This window comes from Kitasatospora albolonga, from assembly GCA_002082585.1.
Lineage (GTDB): Bacteria > Actinomycetota > Actinomycetes > Streptomycetales > Streptomycetaceae > Streptomyces > Streptomyces stephensoniae.
Map to the genome: position 1 here is coordinate 4,144,056 of CP020563.1, position 22,500 is coordinate 4,166,555.

At 69.5% G+C, this 22,500-nt stretch carries 24 protein-coding genes and 2 pseudogenes; 10 read left to right on the forward strand and 16 right to left on the reverse strand.

Translation table 11 applies throughout. The annotated features are described in order from the left end of the window. Nucleotides 1-58 precede the first annotated feature (58 nt). The 3 genes from B7C62_18010 to B7C62_18020 all read right to left on the reverse strand — a co-directional run bounded on the left by B7C62_18010 (nucleotide 59) and on the right by B7C62_18020 (nucleotide 1,798). Nucleotides 59-487 carry a tRNA-specific adenosine deaminase gene (locus B7C62_18010; protein ARF77234.1) on the reverse strand — a complete coding sequence of 143 codons (429 nt, stop codon included), beginning with the start codon at nucleotides 485-487 and terminating at the stop codon, nucleotides 59-61. A gap of 183 nt (nucleotides 488-670) precedes the next feature. Next, nucleotides 671-1,270 carry a hypothetical protein gene (locus tag B7C62_18015; GenBank protein ID ARF73941.1) on the reverse strand — a complete coding sequence of 200 codons (600 nt, stop codon included), beginning with the start codon at nucleotides 1,268-1,270 and terminating at the stop codon, nucleotides 671-673. Nucleotides 1,271-1,510: 240 nt separating this feature from the next. Continuing rightward, a complete protein-coding gene (locus B7C62_18020) occupies nucleotides 1,511-1,798 on the reverse strand; it encodes a hypothetical protein (GenBank protein ID ARF73942.1) in 288 nt (95 codons plus the stop codon). A gap of 96 nt (nucleotides 1,799-1,894) precedes the next feature. On the opposite strand from B7C62_18020, the gene B7C62_18025 reads away from it, so the two are divergent. Continuing rightward, a complete protein-coding gene (locus B7C62_18025; GenBank protein ID ARF73943.1) occupies nucleotides 1,895-2,530 on the forward strand; it encodes a uracil phosphoribosyltransferase in 636 nt (211 codons plus the stop codon). Between the two features lie 129 nt (nucleotides 2,531-2,659). On the opposite strand, the gene B7C62_18030 is transcribed toward B7C62_18025, so the two are convergent. From B7C62_18030 to B7C62_18055, 6 genes are all read right to left on the reverse strand, one after another. Next, on the reverse strand, nucleotides 2,660-3,286 hold the full coding sequence (locus tag B7C62_18030; protein ARF73944.1) for a hypothetical protein: 627 nt from the start codon (nucleotides 3,284-3,286) through the stop codon (nucleotides 2,660-2,662). A gap of 199 nt (nucleotides 3,287-3,485) precedes the next feature. After that, nucleotides 3,486-3,782 (reverse strand): antitoxin VapB, encoded by a 297-nt coding sequence (locus B7C62_18035; protein ARF73945.1) that lies wholly within the window; start codon nucleotides 3,780-3,782, stop codon nucleotides 3,486-3,488. A gap of 331 nt (nucleotides 3,783-4,113) precedes the next feature. After that, nucleotides 4,114-5,664 (reverse strand): amidohydrolase, encoded by a 1,551-nt coding sequence (locus B7C62_18040; protein ID ARF73946.1) that lies wholly within the window; start codon nucleotides 5,662-5,664, stop codon nucleotides 4,114-4,116. Nucleotides 5,665-5,829: 165 nt separating this feature from the next. Beyond that, nucleotides 5,830-6,564: a Fe-S cluster assembly protein HesB gene (locus tag B7C62_18045; protein ID ARF77235.1), complete on the reverse strand. Its 735-nt coding sequence runs from the start codon at nucleotides 6,562-6,564 to the stop codon at nucleotides 5,830-5,832. Nucleotides 6,565-6,661: 97 nt separating this feature from the next. After that, the gene (locus tag B7C62_18050) at nucleotides 6,662-7,222 is read right to left on the reverse strand and encodes a hypothetical protein (GenBank protein ARF73947.1); all 561 of its coding nucleotides are present in this window, start codon (nucleotides 7,220-7,222) and stop codon (nucleotides 6,662-6,664) included. Nucleotides 7,223-7,251: 29 nt separating this feature from the next. Then, nucleotides 7,252-7,719 carry a hypothetical protein gene (locus B7C62_18055; GenBank protein ARF73948.1) on the reverse strand — a complete coding sequence of 156 codons (468 nt, stop codon included), beginning with the start codon at nucleotides 7,717-7,719 and terminating at the stop codon, nucleotides 7,252-7,254. Between the two features lie 620 nt (nucleotides 7,720-8,339). On the opposite strand from B7C62_18055, the gene B7C62_18060 reads away from it, so the two are divergent. The 3 genes from B7C62_18060 to B7C62_18070 are packed head-to-tail and all read left to right on the forward strand — an operon-like array spanning nucleotide 8,340 to nucleotide 11,609. Then, entirely contained in the window at nucleotides 8,340-9,623 is a 1,284-nt protein-coding gene (locus B7C62_18060) for a cobalamin biosynthesis bifunctional protein CbiET (protein ARF73949.1), read from the forward strand. After that, complete coding sequence (locus B7C62_18065) at nucleotides 9,620-10,375, forward strand: precorrin-4 C(11)-methyltransferase (GenBank protein ARF73950.1); 756 nt, start codon at nucleotides 9,620-9,622, stop codon at nucleotides 10,373-10,375. The genes B7C62_18060 and B7C62_18065 overlap by 4 nt, the downstream gene beginning before the upstream one ends. A gap of 19 nt (nucleotides 10,376-10,394) precedes the next feature. Beyond that, entirely contained in the window at nucleotides 10,395-11,609 is a 1,215-nt protein-coding gene (locus B7C62_18070) for a threonine synthase (protein ARF73951.1), read from the forward strand. 226 nt (nucleotides 11,610-11,835) lie between these two features. Here the strand turns inward: B7C62_18070 and B7C62_18075 are convergent, their stop codons facing one another. Beyond that, a complete protein-coding gene (locus tag B7C62_18075) occupies nucleotides 11,836-13,131 on the reverse strand; it encodes a transcriptional regulator (protein ARF73952.1) in 1,296 nt (431 codons plus the stop codon). Between the two features lie 186 nt (nucleotides 13,132-13,317). Between B7C62_18075 and B7C62_18080 the strand changes: the two genes are divergently transcribed. After that, nucleotides 13,318-13,788, forward strand: a complete 471-nt coding sequence (locus B7C62_18080) for a hypothetical protein (GenBank protein ID ARF73953.1) — start codon at nucleotides 13,318-13,320, stop codon at nucleotides 13,786-13,788. 84 nt (nucleotides 13,789-13,872) lie between these two features. Then, nucleotides 13,873-14,640, forward strand: coding sequence for a ubiquinone/menaquinone biosynthesis protein (locus B7C62_18085; GenBank protein ARF73954.1), 768 nt, complete (start codon nucleotides 13,873-13,875; stop codon nucleotides 14,638-14,640). A gap of 7 nt (nucleotides 14,641-14,647) precedes the next feature. Here B7C62_18085 and B7C62_18090 read toward each other — a convergent pair. Then, nucleotides 14,648-15,163, reverse strand: a pseudogene (locus B7C62_18090) (hypothetical protein). Nucleotides 15,164-15,475: 312 nt separating this feature from the next. Here B7C62_18090 and B7C62_18095 point away from each other — a divergent pair. Both B7C62_18095 and B7C62_18100 read left to right on the forward strand, forming a co-directional pair. Continuing rightward, nucleotides 15,476-15,988, forward strand: coding sequence for a hypothetical protein (locus B7C62_18095; GenBank protein ARF73955.1), 513 nt, complete (start codon nucleotides 15,476-15,478; stop codon nucleotides 15,986-15,988). Nucleotides 15,989-16,367: 379 nt separating this feature from the next. After that, a complete protein-coding gene (locus tag B7C62_18100) occupies nucleotides 16,368-16,835 on the forward strand; it encodes an NUDIX hydrolase (protein ARF77236.1) in 468 nt (155 codons plus the stop codon). A gap of 75 nt (nucleotides 16,836-16,910) precedes the next feature. Here the strand turns inward: B7C62_18100 and B7C62_18105 are convergent. From B7C62_18105 to B7C62_18125, 5 genes and pseudogenes are all read right to left on the reverse strand, one after another. Further along, nucleotides 16,911-17,113: pseudogene (locus tag B7C62_18105) on the reverse strand (SAM-dependent methyltransferase). Between the two features lie 106 nt (nucleotides 17,114-17,219). Beyond that, nucleotides 17,220-18,329 (reverse strand): methyltransferase, encoded by a 1,110-nt coding sequence (locus B7C62_18110; GenBank protein ARF77237.1) that lies wholly within the window; start codon nucleotides 18,327-18,329, stop codon nucleotides 17,220-17,222. A gap of 507 nt (nucleotides 18,330-18,836) precedes the next feature. Next, a complete protein-coding gene (locus tag B7C62_18115; GenBank protein ARF73956.1) occupies nucleotides 18,837-19,685 on the reverse strand; it encodes a transcriptional regulator in 849 nt (282 codons plus the stop codon). 10 nt (nucleotides 19,686-19,695) lie between these two features. Further along, nucleotides 19,696-20,154: a hypothetical protein gene (locus tag B7C62_18120; GenBank protein ID ARF73957.1), complete on the reverse strand. Its 459-nt coding sequence runs from the start codon at nucleotides 20,152-20,154 to the stop codon at nucleotides 19,696-19,698. 40 nt (nucleotides 20,155-20,194) lie between these two features. Then, entirely contained in the window at nucleotides 20,195-20,461 is a 267-nt protein-coding gene (locus B7C62_18125; GenBank protein ID ARF73958.1) for a hypothetical protein, read from the reverse strand. 191 nt (nucleotides 20,462-20,652) lie between these two features. Here B7C62_18125 and B7C62_18130 point away from each other — a divergent pair, with 191 nt between their 5' ends. Together B7C62_18130 and B7C62_18135 are read left to right on the forward strand one after the other, a co-directional pair. Beyond that, nucleotides 20,653-20,868 carry a hypothetical protein gene (locus B7C62_18130; GenBank protein ARF73959.1) on the forward strand — a complete coding sequence of 72 codons (216 nt, stop codon included), beginning with the start codon at nucleotides 20,653-20,655 and terminating at the stop codon, nucleotides 20,866-20,868. Between the two features lie 45 nt (nucleotides 20,869-20,913). Continuing rightward, nucleotides 20,914-22,419: an oxidoreductase gene (locus tag B7C62_18135; GenBank protein ARF73960.1), complete on the forward strand. Its 1,506-nt coding sequence runs from the start codon at nucleotides 20,914-20,916 to the stop codon at nucleotides 22,417-22,419. Nucleotides 22,420-22,500 lie beyond the last annotated feature (81 nt).

Genomic DNA, 22,500 nt, shown 5'->3' on the forward strand with positions numbered 1-22,500 from the left:
CTTAGACCATCCCGGGGCGTGCGCAGAAATCGGTTCCCGGGGGCGGGGGCGTGGCCCGTCAGAGCGTGCGGAAGAACGCCGTCAGCTGCGTGGCGCAGGCGTCCTCCAGCACGCCCGCGATGACCTCCGGGCGGTGGTTCAGACGGCGGTCGCGGATGACGTCCCAGAGGGAGCCGGCCGCGCCCGCCTTCTCGTCGCGGGCGCCGTAGACCACTCGGGCCACCCGGGACTGCACCAGGGCGCCCGCGCACATCGTGCAGGGCTCCAGGGTGACCACCAGCGTGCAGTCGGTCAGGCGCCACTCGCCGACCGCCTCGGCCGCCCGGCGCAGGGCCAGGATCTCGGCGTGGGCCGTCGGGTCGCCGGTGGCCTCGCGCTCGTTGTGGGCGGCGGCCAGCTCGGTGCCGTCGGGGGTGAGGACGACGGCGCCGACCGGTACGTCACCGGCCGACGCCGCCCGCTCGGCCTCGGCCAGGGCGCGGCGCATCGGGGCCTGCCACGGATCGCGTACGGGGTCGGGGTCGTGCACAGGTACGCGTACGGGGTCCGGGGCGGGCCGGGAGGAAGGGGAAGAGGGGTTCGGCGGGCGTGCGGTCACCCGCGGACCCTAACGGACAGGGAAGGAGGGGAGGGAGGGGAAGCCCCCGGCGAACCACGCGCCGGACACCCCCTACCGCACCGCCTCCAGCACCTCCGCCGCTCCCAGCGCGTCGGCGATCTCCGTCAGCGCGTCGGTCCGCAGCGTCAGCAGGTCCTTCTCGGAGACCCCGAAGTCGGCGAGGATGCCCAGCTCGCCGATCGGGCCCGCCGGGACCGCGTCGGAATCGACATCGGAGTCGGGGTCGGGGGCCGGGCCGGAGCCGGAGGCCGTGTCGTCGGTCAGGGCGGAGGCGGGCCGGGACGACGGGGTCGGTTCGCCGTCCTCCTCCTCCGTGCCGTCGAGGTCGACGAGCTCCTCCAGCGCGGCGATCTCGTCCTCGGCCCCTGGTTCGCGGCCGAGCAGTTCGTCGGTGAGCAGGATCTCCCCGTACGAGGAGCGGGCGGCGGCGGACGCGTCCGAGATGTAGATACGGGGGTCCTCCTCACCGTCCACCCGGAGGATGCCGAACCAGGCGTCCTCCTGCTCGATGTAGACCAGGACCGTGTCCTCGTCCACCGAGGCCCCCTGGGCCAGATCCGTCAGGTCGGACAGGGTCTCCACATCGTCGAGCTCTGTATCGCTCGCTTCCCACCCGTCTTCGGTGCGCGCGAGCAGTGCGGCGAAGTACACCGTGACTCTCCCACTGGTCATAGGTGAATCGGTCCGACGGGAGGGCAGACGGGAAGTCCGTCTGCTCTGAGCCCCGCCCAATCGGCATCGTGGCAGAAACAAGCGCCGGGCGAGACCTCTTCGGCCGTTGCGTCGGCCATCAGTTCCAGGAGTGCCCGGTCGGCCGTCGCCCTGACGGAACGGCAGGAGGACCCGATCGGCGGGGGAGTGCGCCGGTGGTACGGGACGGCTTCAGGGGCCTCACCAGCGGAACGTACGCATCCGCATCTGTTGGCGCATACGGGCGGCACGGGCCCGGCGCGGCTGCACCCGGTCGCGCAGCTGCTTGGCCTCGTGGAGCTCGCGGAGGAACTGGGCGCGCCGTCGGCGCCGCGCCGCGTCACTCTCCTGCGCGTCCGTGACGTCACCCGCCGTGTCGCGTGTCGTTTCGCGTGTCGGGTCACCCGTCGTGTCGCGCGGCTCGCGCGCGTCGCTCACTCCGCGTGAGCCCGGGCTCCGCCGCTGTTCCCCGTCCGCCGCCATCGACACACCACCCCAACGCTGGGTCCGTATGCCCCCACCTTCCCCCCGAACAGGTGGTTGATGCCAGCGCAGAGTGCCGGAAGGCGCGGTTACTGTTGACGCATGCGGATCCACGTCGTCGACCACCCGCTGGTGGCGCACAAACTGACCACGCTGCGCGACAAGCGCACCGACTCCCCGACCTTCCGGCGCCTCGCCGACGAGCTGGTCACCCTTCTCGCCTACGAGGCCACCAGGGATGTGCGTACCGAGCAGGTCGACATCGAGACCCCGGTGACGCCCACGACGGGCGTCAAGCTCTCGCACCCCCGGCCCCTCGTCGTCCCGATCCTGCGCGCCGGTCTCGGCATGCTGGACGGCATGGTGCGGCTGCTCCCCACCGCCGAGGTGGGCTTCCTCGGCATGATCCGCAACGAGGAGACGCTCCAGGCGGAGACGTACGCGACCCGGATGCCCGAGGACCTCTCCGGCCGCCAGGTCTACGTCCTCGACCCGATGCTGGCCACCGGCGGCACCCTCGTCGCCGCCATCCAGGAGCTGATCAAGCGCGGCGCCGACGATGTCACCGCCGTCGTCCTCCTCGCGGCGCCCGAGGGCGTCGAGGTGATGGAGCGCGAGCTGGCGGGCACCCCCGTCACCGTGGTCACCGCCTCCGTCGACGAGCGGCTCAACGAGCACGGCTACATCGTTCCGGGCCTCGGCGACGCCGGAGACCGGATGTACGGCACGGCGGAGTAGCCGGAGCCCCACCCGTTCAGGCCCGTCAGGCCCAGCGCAGAGCGGTGCCCCTTGCTCCCGTACGGGACGTACGAGATGTACGTACGGGAGCAAGGGGCACCGGTGCGTTCAGGCGGCAGGCGCGGCCTCTCAGCCGCTCTTTGTCGTCGCCGTCGGCGCGCAGGAGGCGGACGGGGCCGGGGACGGCTTCGTGAGGGCCGCCATGGCCGCCGTGGCCTCCGCCGGGGTGCTGAACGCCTTGAACTTCGCGCCGAGGATCAGGTCGACCTCCGCCGTCTTGCGCTTGTCGGTCTTCTGCACCGCGCCCGGCAGCTGCGTGCCCAGTACGGCGAAGCTGCCGTTCGCCGCCGTCGGGGCGCCGAGCAGCACCGCGGTGCCGGGGACCTTCTTGTCGTACGCCTCCGGGGCATTGCCCACCTCGCCGATGGCGAACCCACGCTTCTTCAGCTCGTCCGCCGCCGCCTTGGCGAGCCCGGTGGTCGTCGTCGCGTTGTAGACGTTGACCTTGATGGCGGCCGGCTTCGGCAGCGCCTTGGCGGGGGCCACCGGCTTCGGGGTGGGGCAGTCCCGCGGGTGGCTCGCGGCGACGGCGCTCTTGTCGCCGCCTGTGAAGACGTCGATGAGCTGCAGCGTTCCCCAGCCGGCCAGGCCGAGGGCCACCACGGCCGAGACGCCCGCGAGGACGATCCGTCGGCGGTTCCGGGGGCGGCGCATGCGGGGGTAGGTGTCGCCCGTGATGCGGTACTTTCCGCCCATGCCGGGGGGAGTGAGCATGCTCATGGGGGCAGCGTAGTGCGACCCGGTGATGATGCGTACTAAATGATCAACGTATGGCACCCGGATGAGCTCGAAAGCACCCGAAAGGCCCGAATTCGCGTGCCATCGTTGGGGGAGTGCTAAGCGGTGCCGTCGCGAGGGTGCGCCGAGCGGTGGGGGGCTCGGAGGGGCGGCGGCGTCAGCCCAGGTCGAGGACGCGTGCGTGCAGCACCTGCCGCTGCTGGAGCGCGGCCCGGACCGCCCGGTGCAGCCCGTCCTCCAGATAGAGGTCGCCCTGCCACTTCACGACGTGGGCGAAGAGGTCGCCGTAGAACGTGGAGTCCTCGGCGAGGAGGGTCTCCAGGTCCAGCTGCCCCTTGGTGGTCACGAGCTGGTCCAGGCGAACCGGACGTGGCGCGACGTCCGCCCACTGCCGGGTGCTTTCCCGGCCGTGGTCGGGGTATGGCTTCCCATTTCCGATGCGCTTGAAGATCACACGGAAAGCCTACCGGTCAAGGGGTGCCGGGCGCAGCCAGGGAACCTTGCCGCGGCGCTCCGCCAAAGTGGGGTGGAGCGCCGCATAGCGCCGGATAGCGGGGCACGCCGCAGGCGGTGGGTGCCGGGGCCGGGGCCGGGTCCGGACCAGGGCCTGGGGCTGGACCAGGGCCTGGGGTCGAGCCCGAGCCCAGGCCCGAGGCCGGACCCGGAGCCGAGCCCGGGCCCGAGGCCGTGGCCCCGGAGCCGGGCCCTGTGGTTCGAGCCCGGCTCCGTCTGCGACGTGCCGCGTTCATGACGTGGTGCGTGGTGCGTGGTACGCGGACGGGGTGTTACTCCCTGACCTCGTGCCCGTGGCCGTCGTGCAGGCCGCCGCCGCTGCCCGGGGTGCCGGTGCTCGGGACCGGCTTGACCGGGCGGGTCAGCGAGCGCAGGTCGTGGGCGTACGTGCCGACGGCGTTGGCGATCACGTCGATGTTGACGTCGAAGTGCTTCATGCTGATGTTGCTCAGGTCGTCGCAGGCCGCGTGGTAGCACGGGTCGTAGGCGACGCCCGCCTGTCCGCCGTACGTCCGGGCCTGGGCCGCCGTCTTGATGCCCTCGGCGCCCGTGAACGTACCGCCGGAGGGGATGCCCACCTCGATGAACGGCCCGTAGTCCGAGCGGCCGGTGAAGTCCGTGCCCTCGTGCTTCTTGCCCTTGCTGTCGAGGAACTTGGTGATGTCCCGCTCCAGCTGGGCGGAGCCCTCCGGGCCGGGGCCCGCGCCGACGCCGTCGGAGTCGTCGCCGTCGTAGACGAACTGGACGCCGTTGGGCGAGGCGATCATGTCGAAGTTCAGGTAGAGCTTGATCTGCTTGATCTGCTTCTCGGAGAGCGCCGCGACGTACGCCTCCGAGCCGAGCAGGCCGTTCTCCTCGGCCGACCACCAGGCGAACCGGACCTTGTTGGCGGGCTTGCTCTTCGACTTGGCGAGTTCCAGGGCGACTTCGAGCAGACCGGCGGAGCCGGAGCCGTTGTCGTTGATGCCGGGGCCGTCGGTGACGGAGTCGAGGTGGGCGCCGAGCACGACGGTGTTCGCCGCCTTGCCGCCGCGCGTCTCCGCGATGACGTTGCGGGTGGTGCGCTGCTCCTGGAGCTGGCGGACCTCGAAGGAGACCGTGACCTCGCCCGCGGCCAGGTCGGCGGCGAGCTTCTCGCCCTCCTCCTGCGTGATGCCACCGGTCGGGATCTTGCCGGCCGCGGCGTCGCCGAGCGTGCCGGACAGGGCGCCTTCGGTGTTGTTGTAGATGACCGCTCCGGCCGCTCCGGCCTCCGCCGCCAGCGCCTGCTTGTCGGCGAAGGCGCAGCCGCCGCGCTTGATCAGCGCGATCTTGCCGGTGAAGTCGGCGGAGGCGTAGTCCGACGCCTCGCAGCCGGTGGTGTCGTCCACGGGGACGTTGACGAGCCCGGCCGTCAGACCGCCCACCGGGGTCGACCGGGTGTACGTCATCGCCTTGATCGTCACATCGCGCGGCGACGGCGACACCACGGCGAGCTTTTCGGCCAGCGTCTCCGTGTAGGGGAACTGGAAGGTCTGGTACGAGACCTGGTACCCGGCGCGCTGGAGCTCCCGGTAGACGTACGCCGCCGAGGCGTCGTAGCCGAGCGATCCCGCCGCGCGGTGACCGCCGGCCGAGTCGGCTATCGCCTGGAACTTCTGGAGGTGGCGGTAGGCGTCACGCGCGGACGAGTTCTTCACCAGCTCCCGGGAGAGCTTCACCGCCTCCTTGGAGGGGCCGTGGGACCCGTGGGAGTGCCCGGGGTGTCCATGGGAGGGCTTGTGGTGCGGGGCGGCGCCCAGGAGGAGCGGTGTGGCCAGAGCGGTGGCGGCCACAACAGCCATGGCTCTGCGACGTGTTGCGTGCACAGGAGTCCTTCCGTGGAGACGTTCTGGACGTGTGAACGAATGTGGAGCGAAAGCTAGCGAGTGGGGTGGCTCCTGGGAACCGCAGTGGCTGATTTTGATCGCTTCTTCCGGCCGTTCTGTCCGGCTGTCTCTTCTGGTCGCCTACGCACGCGGTGCTTTCGGGTCTTTCGGGGCTTTCGCTGTCTTCGCCTGAGCGTTCGTTTCCGTCTTCGCTGTTCTGGCCGCTGCGCCCGGTTTCGTCTTCGCCGCCTTGGCTGCCTTGGCCGCCGCTTTCGCCTCCTGCTTGTACGCGCGTACCTCCGCGAGCGACTCCGGCCCCGTGATGTCTGCGACCGACCGGCGCGACCCGTCCTCCCCGTACGCCCCCGCCGCCGCCCGCCACCCCGTCGGACGTACGCCGAACTGCTTGCCGAGCAGCGCCAGGAAGATCTGGGCCTTCTGGGTGCCGAACCCCGGCAGCGCGTTCAGCCGCCGCAGCAGCTCCTCCCCGGTCCCGGCGTCCCGCCACACCGCGCTCGCGTCCCCCTCGTACTCCGCCACCAGGTACTGGCACAGCTGCTGGACCCGCTGCGCCATGGAACCGGGGTAGCGGTGGAGGGCCGGTTTGGTGGTGAAGAGGGCGGTGAACGCCTCGGGGTCGTACGCGGCGATCTCCCCCGCGTCCAGGTCGTCCGAGCCCATCCGCTCCGCCAGCGTGTACGGGCCCGTGAACGCCCACTCCATCGGCACCTGTTGGTCCAGCAGCATGCCGACGAGGGCGGCGAGCGGGCTGCGGGCGAGGAGCTCGTCCGCCTCCGGCTGCTGGGCGATCCGCAGGGTGATGTCCTTGCCGCTGTCCGTCTTGCCGCTGCGGCTGCCTTTGTCGCTCTTGGTCATACTTTCGATGATCCCGAGGGCGGGCACCGACGGCGACTCCAGTGACGCCAAGTGACTCCGGTCGCGCCGATCGCTCCTGCCTGAGGGTGAGCGGGACTCACCTCTCGGCGACGGAGTCGCGCAGCCCCTCCCAGTCCTTCAGGTGAGCGGCTTGTCCGGTGGGTGCCGCGAGCGGGCGCACGGCAACGGGAGGGCCGGGAAGACCGATGTCCATGCCTTGTGAGTGGCGCCAGTGCACTGGCGGGGAGACTTTGCCGAAGTCTTCCTTGTAGGAAGCGACGATCCTCAGATCGCCGTCGACTTCAGTCGCGTAGAGCAGGCCGCCGTACGATTCGGCCGTTCTGGTCCTGTCCCCGCTCACGATTCCCGCGTAGACGCTGCCACCGTCGCGCCCCCGGTACTCGGCGACCAGGAACAGGGTGCGCCGTACCAGGCTGACGTTCCGCGCCAGTTGGGCCAGTTGATCGGAACCCATTCCCATGGGGCGCCCGAAACTCGGTGACAGGGGTGTCCCCGGCTCCGCGTGCCAGAACCGCATGCTGCCGGTGCGGTACTCGTTCACCACCTCGTCCGGCTCCGAATAAGTTGCTGTAATTCCCGCGTGCTCGATATCCGAATAGGCGTTGAAGAAATTCACGGCGTCGTCGATGCTGATCACGGATATGCTTCCCTCTTCCGGTGCCGGCCCTATGAGCCCGCACCTATGGTTTCTGTGCGGTCTTCCAGCCTGGCGTAGGGTTTCGACAGGTCGTCATCGGGAAATTCTCGTGCGAGGAAGTCGAGCCCGTCCCACAGGTAGGGAAGTGAAGCGCCCATGCCGTAGTTGCCGGGATACGGCGCCGCGTAGAGGTACTGCCAGTCGTGGAGCCCTTTGGCGAGCAGGGTGACGTCGAGATATTCGCGTAGCTGATGTGGAGCCGAGTAGGCCCCTGCCTGAGGTCGAAGTACCAGATCTCCGTCGAGTCCTCTGAAGTCTCCCGGGTGCTCCGGGTGCTCCGAGTCTTCGTTCGAGGTGAGCCTCAGTGCGGAGTAGGTTCCGGTTCCCCCTACCGGATGGGTGCCGAAGACGCGCAACTCGGCCATCAGCTTCTCGGCTTCGGCCCTGGGTTCGGAAGCAGGCTCGGCACTCTGCCTCTTCTGCGGGCCGTGGGCCACCGCTTCAGCTGTATGGGTCAGACAGAATTCCCCTGAGATTGACTCGGGACGTTCTCGTGCTCGCCAGGAGAAAATTACTCTGGAGTGGCGGTGAAAGTTTTTGGATAAATCTTTGGGCAGTGGTCTGCCTTCTGCGAGCTGTGCGATCTTCAACGCGTCTTCCGGGTGCTCCATGTATGTGACAAGTGGGCCCAGTTCGTGCCTTTCTACCCTTATTGACCCTCTTCCCTGGACCTGCTCCACTGTTTCGCGAACCCTCCGCGCGTATGCTGTTTCCATGTTCATTCCGGTATCGGTGCATGTGTGCGGGTTGTTTTGGGTGGATGCACTCTAACCTGAAACCCGAGACCTCTGCTTCCGGTGGTCGCTTCTGTGCTGAGGTGCGGAAGTCATGGCAGGGGTGAGGTCGATGAAGGGTTTCTCTTCGAGTTTTCCTTGAGGCATTTCTGTCTGCTGCGGAACATCTTCGCCTCGGCTGGGCTCTCGATGGCGCGTCGAACATCGGGTTGCTGATGAGAACCCCCGCTGGAGGGCCCGGAACGGCAGGTTCAGTAAAGTTCGGCACCGTTACGCCCGCCTGCCCCCCGGCCCCCTGCCTCCCTGAACGAGGTCCTCCGACTGTGTCTGCCGCCCCCTCCGTGATTCCGCCCCCGCACCCCGTCTCCGTCGTGGGGATCGGCGCGGACGGCTGGTCCGGCCTGTCCGGCGGGGCGCGGGAGGCGCTGCGGGGCGCGGAGGTGCTGATCGGCGGGGCGCGCCAGCTGGAGCTGCTTCCGCCGGAGTGCGCGGGCGTACGGGTGGCGTGGCCGTCGCCGTTGCGCCCCGCCGTGCCCCGGCTGCTCGCCGAGCACCGGGAGCGCCGGATCGCGGTGCTGGCCAGCGGGGACCCGATGTTCTACGGGATCGGGCGCGCGCTCGCGGAGGAGCTGGGGCCGGAGGGGCTGTACGTGCTGCCGCACCCGTCCTCCACCTCGTACGCCTGCGCGCGGCTGGGCTGGCCGCTGGAGGACACGGAGGTCGTGACGCTGGTGGGCCGTCCGGCGGCCCGCCTCGTCGCCTCCCTCCACGAGGGCCGGAGGCTGCTGGTCCTGAGCGCGGACGCGACGACACCCGCCACGGTGGCCGCCCTCCTCACGTCCCACGGCTTCGGCCCGAGCCGGATGCGGGTGCTGGAGCAGTTGGGCAGCGAGGCGGAGGCGTACGCGGACGGCATCGCGGAGAGCTGGGCGCACGCCCCCGGGGACCGGCTGAACGTCATCGCGGTCGAGTGCTGGGCGACGGCGGACGCGCTGCGGTTGGGCGCGGTCCCGGGCCTGCCGGACGAGGCGTACGAGCACGACGGCCAGCTCACCAAGCGTCACATCCGGGCGGCCACGCTCGGGGCCTTGGCGCCCGCGCCCGGCGAACTGCTCTGGGACGTGGGCGGCGGCTCGGGCTCGATCGCGATCGAGTGGATGCGGGCCCATGGATCGTGCCGGGCGGTGAGCGTGGAGCGGGACCCTGCGAGGGCGGAGCGGATCACCCGTAACGCGGAACGCCTGGGGGTGCCGGGGCTGCGCGTCGTGACCGGCCGGGCTCCCGCCGCCCTGACCGAACTGCCCACCCCCGACGCGGTGTTCATCGGCGGCGGCCTGACGGCGGCGGGTCTGCTCGACGCGTGCTGGGAGGCGCTGCGCCCCGGCGGCCGGCTGGTCGCGAACACGGTGACGCTGGAGTCGGAGGCGCTGCTGGGGGAGCGGTACCGGTTGTACGGCGGTGAGCTGACCCGGCTCGCGGTGGCGCACGCGGTCCCGGTGGGCGGGTTCACGGGCTGGCGCCAGGCGATGCCGGTGACGCAGTGGTCGGTACGCAAATCCTCAGCCCCCGTCTCAGCCTCAGTCCCAGTCCCAGGAGATCGAACATGACGGTGTACTTCATCGGCGCGGGCCCGGGTGCCGCCGACCTGATCACGGTGCGCGGCGCCCGCCTCCTCGCCGCCAGTCCGGTCTGCCTGTACGCGGGCAGCCTGGTCCCGGTCGAGCTGCTGGCCGAGTGCCCGGAGGGCGCCCGCCTGGTCGACACGGCGAACCTGGACATCGACCAGATCACCGAGGAGCTCGTACGGGCCCACGCGGACGGCCACGACGTGGCGCGGCTGCACTCGGGGGACCCGTCGGTGTTCAGCGCGGTGAACGAGCAGATGAAGCGGCTGGACGAGGCGGGCGTGCCGTACGAGGTGGTACCCGGCGTCCCCGCGTTCGCCGCGGCGGCCGCCTCCCTGAAGCGGGAGCTGACGGTCCCCACGGTCGGCCAGACGGTCATCCTGACCCGCATCGCCCAGCGCGCCACCGCCATGCCGCCCGGCGAGGACCTGGCCACCCTGGGCCGCAGCGGTGCCCTGATCGTCCTGCACCTGGCGGCCCGCTACGTGGACCGGGTGGTGGAGGAGCTGCTCCCGCACTACGGGGCGGACTGCCCGGCGGCGGTGGTCGCGATGGCGTCCCGCCCGGACGAGATCGTGCTGCGGGGGACGCTGGACTCGATCGCGGAGCAGGTGAAGGCGGCGGGGGTGATCAGGACGGCGGTCATCATGGTGGGGCGGACGCTGGGGGCGGAGCAGTTCCGGGACAGCCACCTCTACTCGCCGGGGCGGGACCGGGGAGCCTGCGGTTCCTGAGTTCCTAGACTTCGGAGCCATGACCACGATTTCCCTGGCCACCGGTCAACGTTCCCTCGCCGACCCGGACATCGGCTATCCGCTGTGGCCGCCGCTGACGCATGGCTGCCCCCGGACCAGCTCGGACACCATGTCGTACCCCCTGGAGATCGACTACGACTACACCCGTGTGACGTCCGACTTCATCACCGGGCAGGGGCGGCCGCGCTCCGGCCTGGACCGCTGGGCTCCCCTGCTGCCGCCGCTGGCCGCGCCCGGACTGGGGGAGGGCGGAACCCCGCTGATCGAGATCGGCGACGGGGTGTACGTGAAGGACGAGTCGCGCAACCCCACGTGGAGCCACAAGGACCGGCTCAACCGCTGCACGGTGAGCGCCGCCGTGGCCGTGGGCGCTCCGGGCGTGGTCGTGGCGTCCTCGGGCAACCACGGTGCCTCCGCGGCGGCCTACGCGGCACGGGCCGGGCTGCGCTGTGTGGTGCTCGGCTCGTCCGAAGTGCCGCCCGCCGTCGCGTCGTTCCTCAGCGCGTACGGGGCGGTGGTGCTGCCCGTCGAGACCGCCCACCGATGGCCGCTGACCGAGCGGATCGCCGAGGAGTTCGGCTTCCACCCCGTCAGCAACCTCACGCAGTTCCACACCGGGCACGCCTTCGGGCCCGAGGGGTACAAGACGGTCGCGTACGAGATCGCGGCCGACCTCGGGGAGCCGGGCGCGGTCTTCGTGCCCACCGGCTACGGCGAGCTGCTCTTCGGCATCTGGAAGGGGTTCGCGGAGCTTCACCGCCTCGGCCTCGTCTCCCGCGTCCCGCGCCTGTTCAGCTGCGAACCGGCCGCCGGGGGCCCGCTCGCGTCGGCCCTGCGCCAGGGCCTGCCCGCCACGAGGGTCGATATGGCGGACACGGAGGCGTACGGCATCGCCTGCCCGGTGAACAGCTACCGCGGCGTGCGCGCGATCACCGGCAGCGAAGGCCGCGCGCTGACGGTCGACGACGAGGCGATGCACCGCGCCCAGGCGGAACTCGCCGGGCAGGGCCTGTGGGTGGAGCTGTCCTCCGCGGCGGGTCTCGCGGGCCTGCGCACCCTGCCGGACGACGAGACCGTCGAGGGCCCGGTGGTGTGCGTCACCACATCCAGTGGCTTCAAGGACACCCACGTGGGCGACCATCACCTCACGCCGGTGGACCCGTCGTGGGACCAGGTGCGGGCGCGGCTGCGGGCAGCGGGCATCCGGGGCTGAGCGACCACCGTCACCGTACTGACTGATCGAGGGCGGTGGCCTACGGCCTCTCTGCGGGTGGAGACTCCAGCACGGTCCGCCCGGTCAATCGAGCCGTACGTGCTGGACGTCGGTGTCGATCATTCGGTGGGGCGGAAGCGGAACGGGTGCTGACACCCTCCCGGGGCCTGCTCCCGAACACTGGGGTACCGGACCTGCCCGAATGACGGTTCTCCCGCCAGGGCTGTCAGATGGAGCGCAGCCCTGCTGCCCTCGCCAGCTCCCGAATGCCTGTGGTCCGGGGGTGACGTGCATGAATCTCGGTGACCATCTGTCGGATGGCCGGACGATCCCGTACCTCGCCCGGTGAGACACGTACTGCGGACAGAAGCTCGGTGGTGGTCTGCTCCGGCTTGCCCCACTGCCACCAGGCTCGCGCGAGGTCCGTGTGCATGCGGCTGCGGCGCTCAGCCGTCGTGAACTGCGCGGCGCGCAGGCCCCGACCTGCTTCGAGTGCCGCACCGGCGTCACCGAGCGCCCAGTGGACGCTCACGGCATAGAGGTCGACAGAGGCAGGGGTGACGGAGAACAGACGCCCCGCAGGTGGGTCGGCCGGGAGGCCACGGGCAGCCCGTGATGCCTCCCGGATCAACGTGACGGCCTGATGCCGGTCACCTGCGACCGCAGCGGTGTACGAGGTGGTGCAGAGCATCTGCGCGTAGGCGGACGCCTGGGCACCCGTCGTGAGCCCCGTTGCCTCCACCTGCGCTACGGCGTCGAGAATGAGGCGCTGTGCGGCTACGGGCTGATTCTGGTGGCGGAGTACGATGCTCAGTTCGCGGGCGGCGGTTGCGATGGCGAGCGGGGAGCCGGACAGCTCGGCGTATACGGACGCGCGGTCGGCGGTCAGCCGGGACTGCTCGTAACGACCCACCTTCGTCAGGACCTGCGAGGCGAGGCTGTAGGCGGATGAGAGCCTGCGGTACGCCACGTCGGTGCGTGCCTGCCGTACGCCGTCATGCGCGTCGGCCAGAAGCCCTGGGAGCACCTTGAGCAGGTGGGTGTTGTGGGCGGCGTCGAAAGCGGAACGCGCCTCTGTGAGGCGGACATCCAGGGGGACAGAGGACCCTGTGGGATCCGGCATGGCGGCCAAGGCCGTGTCCATTCCCGCGAGCAGCTGGACCGGGGCGGCCAGGCCGGCTGCGGTGAGCAGGGTGCGGCGGCGCATCGGGTCCTCCTCCACTCGTGGACCTACCGGCGCAACCCTAGTGGCTGTGGGCCTCGCCAGCCCCAGACACTCCGCCAGAACATCTGTAGGCAAGCCGACTTCCGAGGCCGCCCTGCGGAGGAGCCGCAGATCGGCATGGTGCCCACGCTGCTCCAGACGGGACACGGTGGATGCCGAGCACCCGATCCGTAGGCCGAGGTCCGCCTGCCGCCACCCCCGTTCTTCGCGCCCTATGCGGATGAGCGCCCCCAGCTCGTGACGGGCGACGAGCGCCCTTGCCTTCGGCGAGTGCCACATCGGATCGATGGTGCGCATTGCACCTCCATGGCCGTGGTGGGACCGTCTTTCCACGTTAGGTGGTACGGCGACGGCCGTACACGGCGCGTGCAGGTCGTGCAAACGCGTTGCACAGTAAGGGAGTTGCCTGTCGTACGGTTCCGGTACGGGGTGTCCTTCTGTCATCGCCCCCGGTCGGGGGCCGACCCGGAAGAGGCTGCCCCCATGACCGTAGTCCTGGACACCCTTGCTCGTCGGCGCACCGGACCCGCCGGTTCCCCGCGGGACCCACACGCGTACGTGCCAGCCGAGCAGTGGGCCAAGCTGGTCGGTCTGCTGATGCGCGACTACCCGTTCGACTCCGTGATGGCCGAGCGGGTACTCGGTCAGGCCGTCGCCTACGTGATCACTGCCATGGAGAACAAGGGACGTCGACTCGGCATGGGGCCGGGCCGCATCGTCGACATCGGGGTTCACTCGATCATGCTGGACACGAAGGCGTTCTTCGCCCTGTGTGAGCAGTACAACGGCGGCGAGTACCTGCACCATGTGCCACTGGTCGAAATGAAGGGTGACGGGTCCGTGGCTCGGACCGCCGAACTGCTCGCCCGCGCGGGCTGGGACGTCGACAGCCCGCTGTGGGCCGCTGATTCCTCCCGGTGCACGCCGTGCCGCCCTGGTGAGGACGGGCACTGAAGGAACCGCCTGTACCCGCCGCCCTTCCTCCGGCAAGGGCGGCGGGCTGCGCACTGCCGAGCGAGGCGGAGCACGTACGGGTGAATGCTGCGAGGCCGCTGCGGTGGTTGCGGCGGGCAGGCCAGGATATGGGCCGTGACGTCGACCTCATCCTCTCCGGCAGACGCCCTTGACCGCTGGTACCACTACGGGACCTCCTCAGCCGGGCGACGCGCTGTTGGCCGTCTGTACTGGGACTGGTACCAGCGCAGGGGCCCGGGGGACGACCTGCTGGGTGACCTCACCGGTCGTACGGTCGCGGAACTGGGTGCAGGGGCCGGTCACCAGGCTGCCTATGTCGCCGCCGAGTTGAGAGCTCGGCGCGTCATCGCGATCGACAGCTCCGCCGCTCAGCACAGTCGCGGCCGTGGCCTCTACGAGGACGTGCCCGGGCTGGACTTCGTGCACGGCGACGCTGCCGCGTACCTCCAGGACCACCCGTCCAGCCTCGACACCGCCTACAGCGTCTTCGGCGCGCTCGACTTCAGCGACCCCCGGACCGTGCTCCCGGCCGCCGCGGTGGCGCTCCGGCCCGGCGGCACCCTGGTGTTCTCCACGCTCGCCCACTACCGAACGGGCGCGCCGCCCGAGACCGACTGTCGGCCCGCCGACATTCCGACCCGTCTGCCCGACGGCAGTCCGGGCACCATGCGGCGGTGGGTCCTGGAACCGGCGGTATGGACGAAGCTGCTGGACGAGCACGGGTTCGACCTCGTGGATTCCGACGCCGTCCACGATCCGGGGGCTGATGGCGAGTCACCGGTGGCGACTGGTCTCTTCCGTGCGAGGAGGCGTGGGCGGCGGGCCTGCTGATCGGCGGTCAGCCTCGGCGGAGCTCCCACCCCGGTCCGCCCGGAGCATCGAGCCACACGCGTTGTACGTCGTTGTCGATGGTGAGGCCGTATCGCTCGGGGCCCGGCTCCTCGTGCTCGGTGAAGGTGCGGTAGGCGTCTTCGAGGCGGGACCAGAGGGAGTGGGGGCCTGTCTCGGTCACGGTGCCGTCGGGGTGGAGGGCGGCGATCGCGCCGTCGGGGGACCAGGCGCGGGCAGCGGTCGGCTTTCCGTCGTCGTTCAGGTCGTACTGCCAGTCGAGGTGGGGTTCGAGGAGGCTGAGCAGGAAGCGGTATGCGTTGTCGGCCAGTGCGGGTGCGGGGATGTCGGTGTGGCGGGCCTTGCCGGTGGGGAGGGCGGGGCGCCGGGTCGGGACTCCGGCGGTGGTGCTGTGTCGCAGGGGCATGAAGTACGCCCCGCCGGGGAGGAAGCGGCCTTCGGCCTGGTGGGGGCCGGTTCGGTGGATGCGGATCAGGGCGTTGCCCAGCGGGGCGAGGACCTGGCCACCCTGGGCCGCAGCCACGCCTTTGTGTGAAACGCCTTCCGCGCAGGCCAAGATGGTCCCCGGCAGCGTAAGGCCCACGCCTGCGGCGTGAACGGCGCCGCCCTACCTCTCGAGTGCGGCCCGCTCTTCATCCGGCAGGATCAATGAGATCTTAGGCCGCCCAGTACGTGCCGCAGACAAGAGCAGACATCTGAAAGAATTACTGGCTCGGACACCGTCTTCGGGTGGGGCCACTAAAGGAACTTTGCGAGAAAGGCGGAAGATTACGTGAATATAGACGAGGCTGTAACATTTTTCCGAAATTTTCTCACTGTGGTATACGAACAGGACATTGCCAACATCACGGAGCCGGACGAACAGCTTGAGCAGCGGGTCGCACGTACGGAGAGCTTCATGCACTCCTTCCCCGGAGCCAGCATGACGTCACCGTTCATGCGTCCTCGGCGTCTCTCGGCCGAGAGATTGGCCAAAATCTCAGAGCAATCATCGACGCCGGTGTGTCGCCCGTTGTACATGGTCGTGGGGTATGACGTGCCCGGGTGGGGTGTTTGCTTTGCCGCCGACGTTGGCGGTGGTGAGGAAACCAACTACATCGCATATGAGCGCCAGTACTGGGCGACGGAGGTCGACGGGGAGCTGAAGGTTATTGCGCTGTACGGGATTGACTTCTACTCCGAAGCGCTAGCTTGGGAGAACGTCTCGGGAGCCGTTGTCGGGCGCACCGGGCCTCCGATCGCAGTCCGAGCTTTGGAGGAACCTCGTGTCCCGCGCGACCGGGACGGTTACCAGAAAATCGTCGCGTCGGCCCCGCCGGAATCTATCTAGGAAGTAATCTCGAATGTCGAGCGGATGTCGCCACCTGTCGACTCGGGCGGACGGCCAGATGATCCCTTGATCGGGAGTCGCCCAACAGTCGGTCGGGCATTGCGGTGGGACATGAAGACCTCTGTGCGGTGAGGGCTCGACACCTTCATCGCGAAGGGGGAACTCTTCATGGTCGAGATCGATCTGTGTCGGCAATTTTCGTGATCGATGCCAATGGTGCGTACGGGTTTTGCCTATGTGTGGGCGAATTCTCCGCGCTCCACTTCCTGGCTGGTGACAGGTCCAGCGAGGTTGTCCAGCCAGATCTGCGTCTGTGCTGCGTCGTCTATTGCTGCTTGAAGAGGTCGCATCGATTCCCGCCCCAGTCCTTTGTTTCTCTATTCTCCTGTGTATGAGTGATAACCGTCAGGAGAACCCGTCGGCGCCGCTCCACTCCGTGTCCGTGGCCGGAGTGGTCGTCCGGGAGGACGGACGGGTGCTCGCGATCAAGCGGGCCGACAACGGGACCTGGGAACCGCCCGGGGGCGTGCTCGAACTGGCCGAGGCGCCCGAGGACGGTGTACGGCGCGAGGTCTATGAGGAGACCGGCATCAAGGTCCAGGTGGACCGGCTCACCGGGGTCTACAAGAACACCTCCCGAGGCATCGTCGCCCTGGTCTTCCGCTGCCGTGCCGAAGGCGGTCACGAGCAACTGTCCGACGAGGCCATGGCAGTTGAGTGGCTTACTCCGGGCGAGGCGACCAGCCGGATGGCTGAGGTCTACGCGGTCCGGGTCACCGATGCCCTGCTGGACGGTGCGCCCCGCGTGCGTGCGCATGATGGCCGGAGGCTTGCTCGGGGCGCTTGAGGTCCAGGTCAACTACCTGGTGCGGTCAGCGGGTTGCCTCGTCCATGAGTACGTAGAGGAGTCCGACGAGGGCGCGTCCAGGGCTCCGGCGGCCTTGGCGCGGTCCATGGCCGCGTGCCGGTGGGTGCGTTCGGCGGCGTTGAGCCGGGGGTGGCCGGGTCGATGGTGCGGTCGGCGTTCATGAAGACCCCGCCGTCCCGGACGAGCTTGCCGAGCTGCCCGTACGGGGCGGCCAGCGGTTCTCTGTGCAGCCTGTGCAGGGCGGTGGCGGTCAGGAGAACGCCCTCTGAACACACACCCCAGCCAGAGGGCTCGTCCGGGCACAGGGAAGTCCCGCCCATGCGCCACGAGGTACAGCGCACAGGCGGGGCAGTTCTGCGGGGGTCAGCCGGTGGCCGGAATGGGCTGATCGGGATGGTCCAGCCATGCGGACTCTCCCGTGACGCTCACGGTCAGGCCGAACCGCTGGGGCCCGGGACGGTCGTGCAGCAGCCACCAGGCGTGTGCGGCTTCCACTTCGCTCCAGAGCGGGCGTGGTCCGTGCTGCCATACCGTGAACCGGTCGTCCGACTTCCCGTCCCAGTCCACGGCAGCCCACGACGTGGCGTCGGTCGTCGCGACCCACAGCCGGGACGCCACCCCTTCCACGTCCGGGTTGTCGTGCCACGCCCACCACACGTCACGGAGCTGTAGCCCCATGGCGAACTGCGCGGCGAGATCGTCTCCGGCCACCCGCCACGGCGGGAGGGTGGTGGTCGACTCGTCGGGCCGGTGGTCGTCGAGTACCACGTCGCGGAAGATCCGCAGGTTGCTGCGCTGGTTCCTCATGAGCATGAACGCGGAGTGCGGCGAGAACGGACCCGACGCGCTTCCGCTGTCGTTCACCGTCATGCGGAGCAGCCCGTAGCAGACCCACGGACTTTCCCACGGGGTGAGGATGACGCCCCCGGGCTTCACCTGGTCGACCCACGGACGGGGGACCGACCGCACGGAGCACGTCGCCACGAGCCGGTCGTACGGCGCGTTGTCCGCGTACCCCTCGGCCCCGTCCCCGGTCACCACGGCAGCGGTGACGCCTTCTTTTCGCAGACGTTGCCCGGCTTTCCTCGCCAACGCGGGGTCGACTTCCACGGTCGTCACGTTCCCCGGGCCGGCGACATGGGCCAGGAGACCCGCGTTCCACCCGGTTCCGGTGCCGATCTCCAGGACCCTGTGTCCCTCGTGCACGTCGAGCATGTGCAGCATCCGGAACACGATGCTCGGGGCGCTCGCGGACGATGACGCCCACCGCTCGCCGTCGTCGGGGTCCTCGCCGTCGTTGATCTGCGTCACGACGGAATCGTTGGCGTAGACGGCGCGGAGCCACGTTTCCGGGGCGTCCGCCCGGTTGCACGGCTCCAGGTTCTCACCCAGAAAGACGCGCTCGGGGACGAACGCGGACCGGGGAACATTCCATGCCGCACGCTCCCATTCGGGAGCCACCGGCGCGTCCATGTCGTTGTTCACCGCACCGAGCAGACCGCGCAGGGCGATTCGCTCGGACGCGGCGAATTCGGGTGTCGTCACCTGCGTCAGTCTTCCTTCTTGTGCTTCGGCGGGTCCTTCGGCTTGGCGGTGTCGGACGACGGCTTGGACGTGCCCGGGTCCTTCCCCCCGGAATGCTGCCCGTTGCCTCCGCTGCCGCCCTTACCCGTTCCCCATCCCATGGTGTTTCCTCTCGTGGTTACGTACGGATCTTGGAAGCCCGCCCGGTGGGAATCACGTCCCCACAGGAGCCCTACCGGGCGGACGTGGTGCACCCGAGCGCACCGGTCTGGATCACGCGGTGTGCTCGGGAGTCTTCGGGGCTACTCGTCCCCACTGGAGAACTTCGGTGGCGTGCCGCCCCGCGCCTCTGGTCGTACTCACCATCGCTGGTGTCCCCTCACGTGGTCCGACGACGACCAAGCTAGAGAGAGTGAGGCCCCAACTCCCATGCGATTGCATGAGGTTGCACGCGAGTTATCCGAGAGCATCCAGCGCCGAAGTGATCAGCGCGCGAGCGGCGGCCCCATAGACAGCCAGTGCCGCCAGTTCGGCGAACGCCTCGGCGTACATGGCCACCTCGCTGGGCTGCGTGATCGTGAGGTATCCAGAGATCAATTCGACGTTGACCTGGTTCGTGTCGTAGATCCAGAACCCCTCAGCCGGCCAGCGCTCCCGATCGGGTCGCATGGGCACAACTCCCAAGCTGACATGGGGAAGCGAGGCCGCCGAGATCAGGTGACCAAGCTGCCCGGACATGACCTCGGCGCCGCCGATTCCGGCCCGCAACACGGACTCTTCAACCAGGAACGCGAACCGCCGATCGCCTTCGTACAGCACCCGCTGACGTTCCATGCGGGCGGCTACGGCGTCGGCCACATCGTCCACCAGGCCGCGCCGCCGCTGGATCGCTTGGAGTGCTGCCATGGTGTACGGCTGCGTCTGGATCATGCCGGGCACGAGCCACGACGAGTAGGACCGGAAACGGCGGGTCCGCTGATACAGCGGCAAGCGCGCTTCCTGCGCCTGCTTGAGCCCGGCCCGTTCCATGCGGCGCCAGTTGACCCACATGCCCTCAGCGGTCCGCAGCGAGGCGATCAAGTCCTCGGTCTGGTCCTCGGCACCGCACGCCTGACACCAGGCCCGAATGTCGTCAGCGGACGGGGGTGTCCTGGCGTTCATGATTCGGGACGACTTGGACCGGCTCCACCCGCAGCGCTCTGCCAGGTCGAGACCGGTCAGCCCGGCATCCCGGCAGAGATCCGCGAGACGTTTCGCGAGGGCCTGCCGGGCCTGCTGGGCACTGGAAGATGCGGAGACAGCCATGGGTGCGCGATCAGACGGGCTGGTACTCCGCGTGCGGAATCGCGCGCTCCCATGCTGCCTCGTACGCGCTGACGTACTGTGCGGCCAACATCGGATCGTGCACGACTTCCATGCGCGCACCCGTCCACTGACCCTCGCCGCTGAAGTGGTGCAGGATCACGGTTTCCTCATCCATGACCCACCCGTCCAGCGCGGGGAGCAGCAGATCACGAGCCTGCGAGCGGGGCAGCCAACGGACGTCCTCGCCGGCTGCGACGTTCGTGAAGGTGCCGTCGTACTCGTACCGGATGTAGTCGCTCAGCGGCTCCGAGACCACACGCAGACGACGCATGACGACACCACGCCCGGTCGTCTCGGCCACCACGTCCAGCCACGACCGCCACCACGACTCGCGGTCTGCCGGGTCGTACCGGTGCCCTTCCTGCCAACGGATGAATTCCGGGTCATCCCGCATGTAGCTGTCCCGCATCTCAAGGTGCTGCGCCGAGCGCTGCGCCTTGGCGAGGCATTCACGTACCGCTGTTGCCACCGTTGTCCTCACTGTCCGGACGGGGAATGAACTGGAGCATGTTCGCAGGGAGCCGGATCACGGTCTCGTGGTCCGGAACGTCCGTCGAGTGCCCCGGCACCGAGCCGACTTCCCGCGCCTGCCGGATCGTCTCCTCGTCAGCCTTCCACGACTGGATGATGAGGTCACCGGTGGTGTCGTCCAGCCAGATCGTGGGCGAGCCGTCATCGGGGGTGTTGGGCCAAATCCCCAGGAAATTTAGGGCCATTGGGCACTCTCCTAGCGAGTCGGTTGCACAGACGTGCACGAGCTTCTTCCTGACGCGTGATCAGCGTCAAGGGCACGTCGAGACAAGTACGGGAGCGGAGTTCAGAACGCAGCCCGGCCCCCCGAACGCACGAAAGCCCCGCACCTGCTACCACGAGGTATCAGGCGCCCGCCGCCGATCCGTCCGGGTGCTTGAACGAGACCGCGCGCATCCATATCGCCGACCGGGTGCGGGAGAAGGCCGCCGCCTGGGCGCGGTGGGCCGAGCGGCGGGCCGCCGATCTGGGCGTCGATCTCGCGGAGGAGGCCGCCGCTGCCGTGGAGGCCGGGCGCGATCCGAACGGGTGGCGGGCTCGGCTCGCCGCTGCCGTCGCCCCCGGGGCGGGCGAAGCCGTCGGTGGTGAGTAGCGCACTGTGCGGCCGCCAGGCCGGGCGAGTTACTACCCTGCGTGGGTGCTGTCATATGAGGAGTTGACCCCGCCGGAGCGCGAGCTGTGGGACGCCTTCCCCGAAGGGCGTCGCGTCGATCTGCGTACGGGCACAGCCGAGTCGGACGATCCCGTCGCAGGGGCCGGGTGGGGGGCCGAACGTACCGTCCGTGCCGCCGTCGTGGCGATGCTGCTGCTCGGTGCGCACGACGGTGACCGGGGCTCCGGCACCGTGGCCTCCCTGCGGCTCGCGGGGGCCCGTGTCACCGGGCGTCTCGATCTGTCCGGGGCGGAGGTCTCGCACCTGTTCTCCCTGGTGGGCTGTCGGCTGGAGGAACCGGTGCGGCTGTACGGTGCCACCACCCGGACGGTCGTGATCACGGACAGCTGGGTTCCGGGGGTCGACTGCGAACTCGCCCGTATCGGGGGCGACCTGGATCTGCGGCGGTCCGTTGTCGAAGGCGGCTCCCTCAACCTCATCAACGCCCGCATGGCCGGGAACCTGCTGGTCTCGGACGCCGAGATCGCGGGCACGGACGAGTGGGCGGTGCTCGGCGGCGGCCTGATCCTGGAGGGCAGCGTCTTCGGGCAGCGGCTCATCACCCGGGGCGGACTGAGGCTGCCGGGCGCCCAGTTGCTCAGCGGGCTGTTCCTGCAAGGCGCACGGCTGGGGGACACCGAAGGCGTCGCGCTGGCCGCAGAGGTCATGGCCGCTTCGTCCGTGGACTGCTCCCAGGGGTTCACCGCCCAGGGGCAGGTGGTGCTGCGGAGCGCCCGCATAGCAGGTCTGCTGAGCTTCGAAGACGCTCATCTGAACGGGGACGGCATCGCCCTGGACTGTGTGTCGATGGTGGTGGGGGAGCTCGATCACCGGCCCGCCGCGCCGCCCTCGGGGGTGGTGGATCTCCGGTCCGCCCAGGCCACCTGGTTCCGGGACAGCGAGCGGTCCCGGCCAGGGAAGGTGCTCCTGGACGGGTTCACCTACGGGGGCATCCGGTCGGCCGGGGGTGGCTCGTCCGTGGTGCGTGGGGGCGACGAGGTGAGCCGTCGGCTGGACTGGGTGCGGCGGAATCCCGGCTACGCGCCACAGCCGTACGAGCAACTCGCCGCCTGGTACCGGAAGATCGGCCATGACGACGACGCCCGCCGCGTGCTGCTGGCCAAGCAGCGTCATCGGCGCCTGGGCCTCTCCCTGCCGGCGCGCCTGTGGGGGCACCTGCTCGACGTGACCGTGGGCTACGGCTACCGGCCCTGGATGGCCGGTGTCTGGCTCCTCGCGCTGACCCTGCTGGGCACGCTGGCCTTCAGTACGCACGAGCCCCGCCCGGTCAAGGAGGGCGAAGGCAGTCCGTTCCAGCCCTTCGTCTACACCCTCGACCTCCTGATCCCCATCGGTGACCTGGGGCAGCGCTCCGGGTGGTACTGGTCGGAGGGCGGTCTCCAGTGGCTGGCCTACCTGCTGATCGCCTTCGGCTGGGTGCTGACGACCGCCCTCGTCGCCGGGGTCACCCGCGCTCTCCAGAAGAGCTGAGCCGTCGCGCAGGCACCGGTCGTCCGGCCGGGGCGGAGGCCGGTGTGTTTGAGTTGGGCGTCGCGGCCGCCCCGCGCCTCA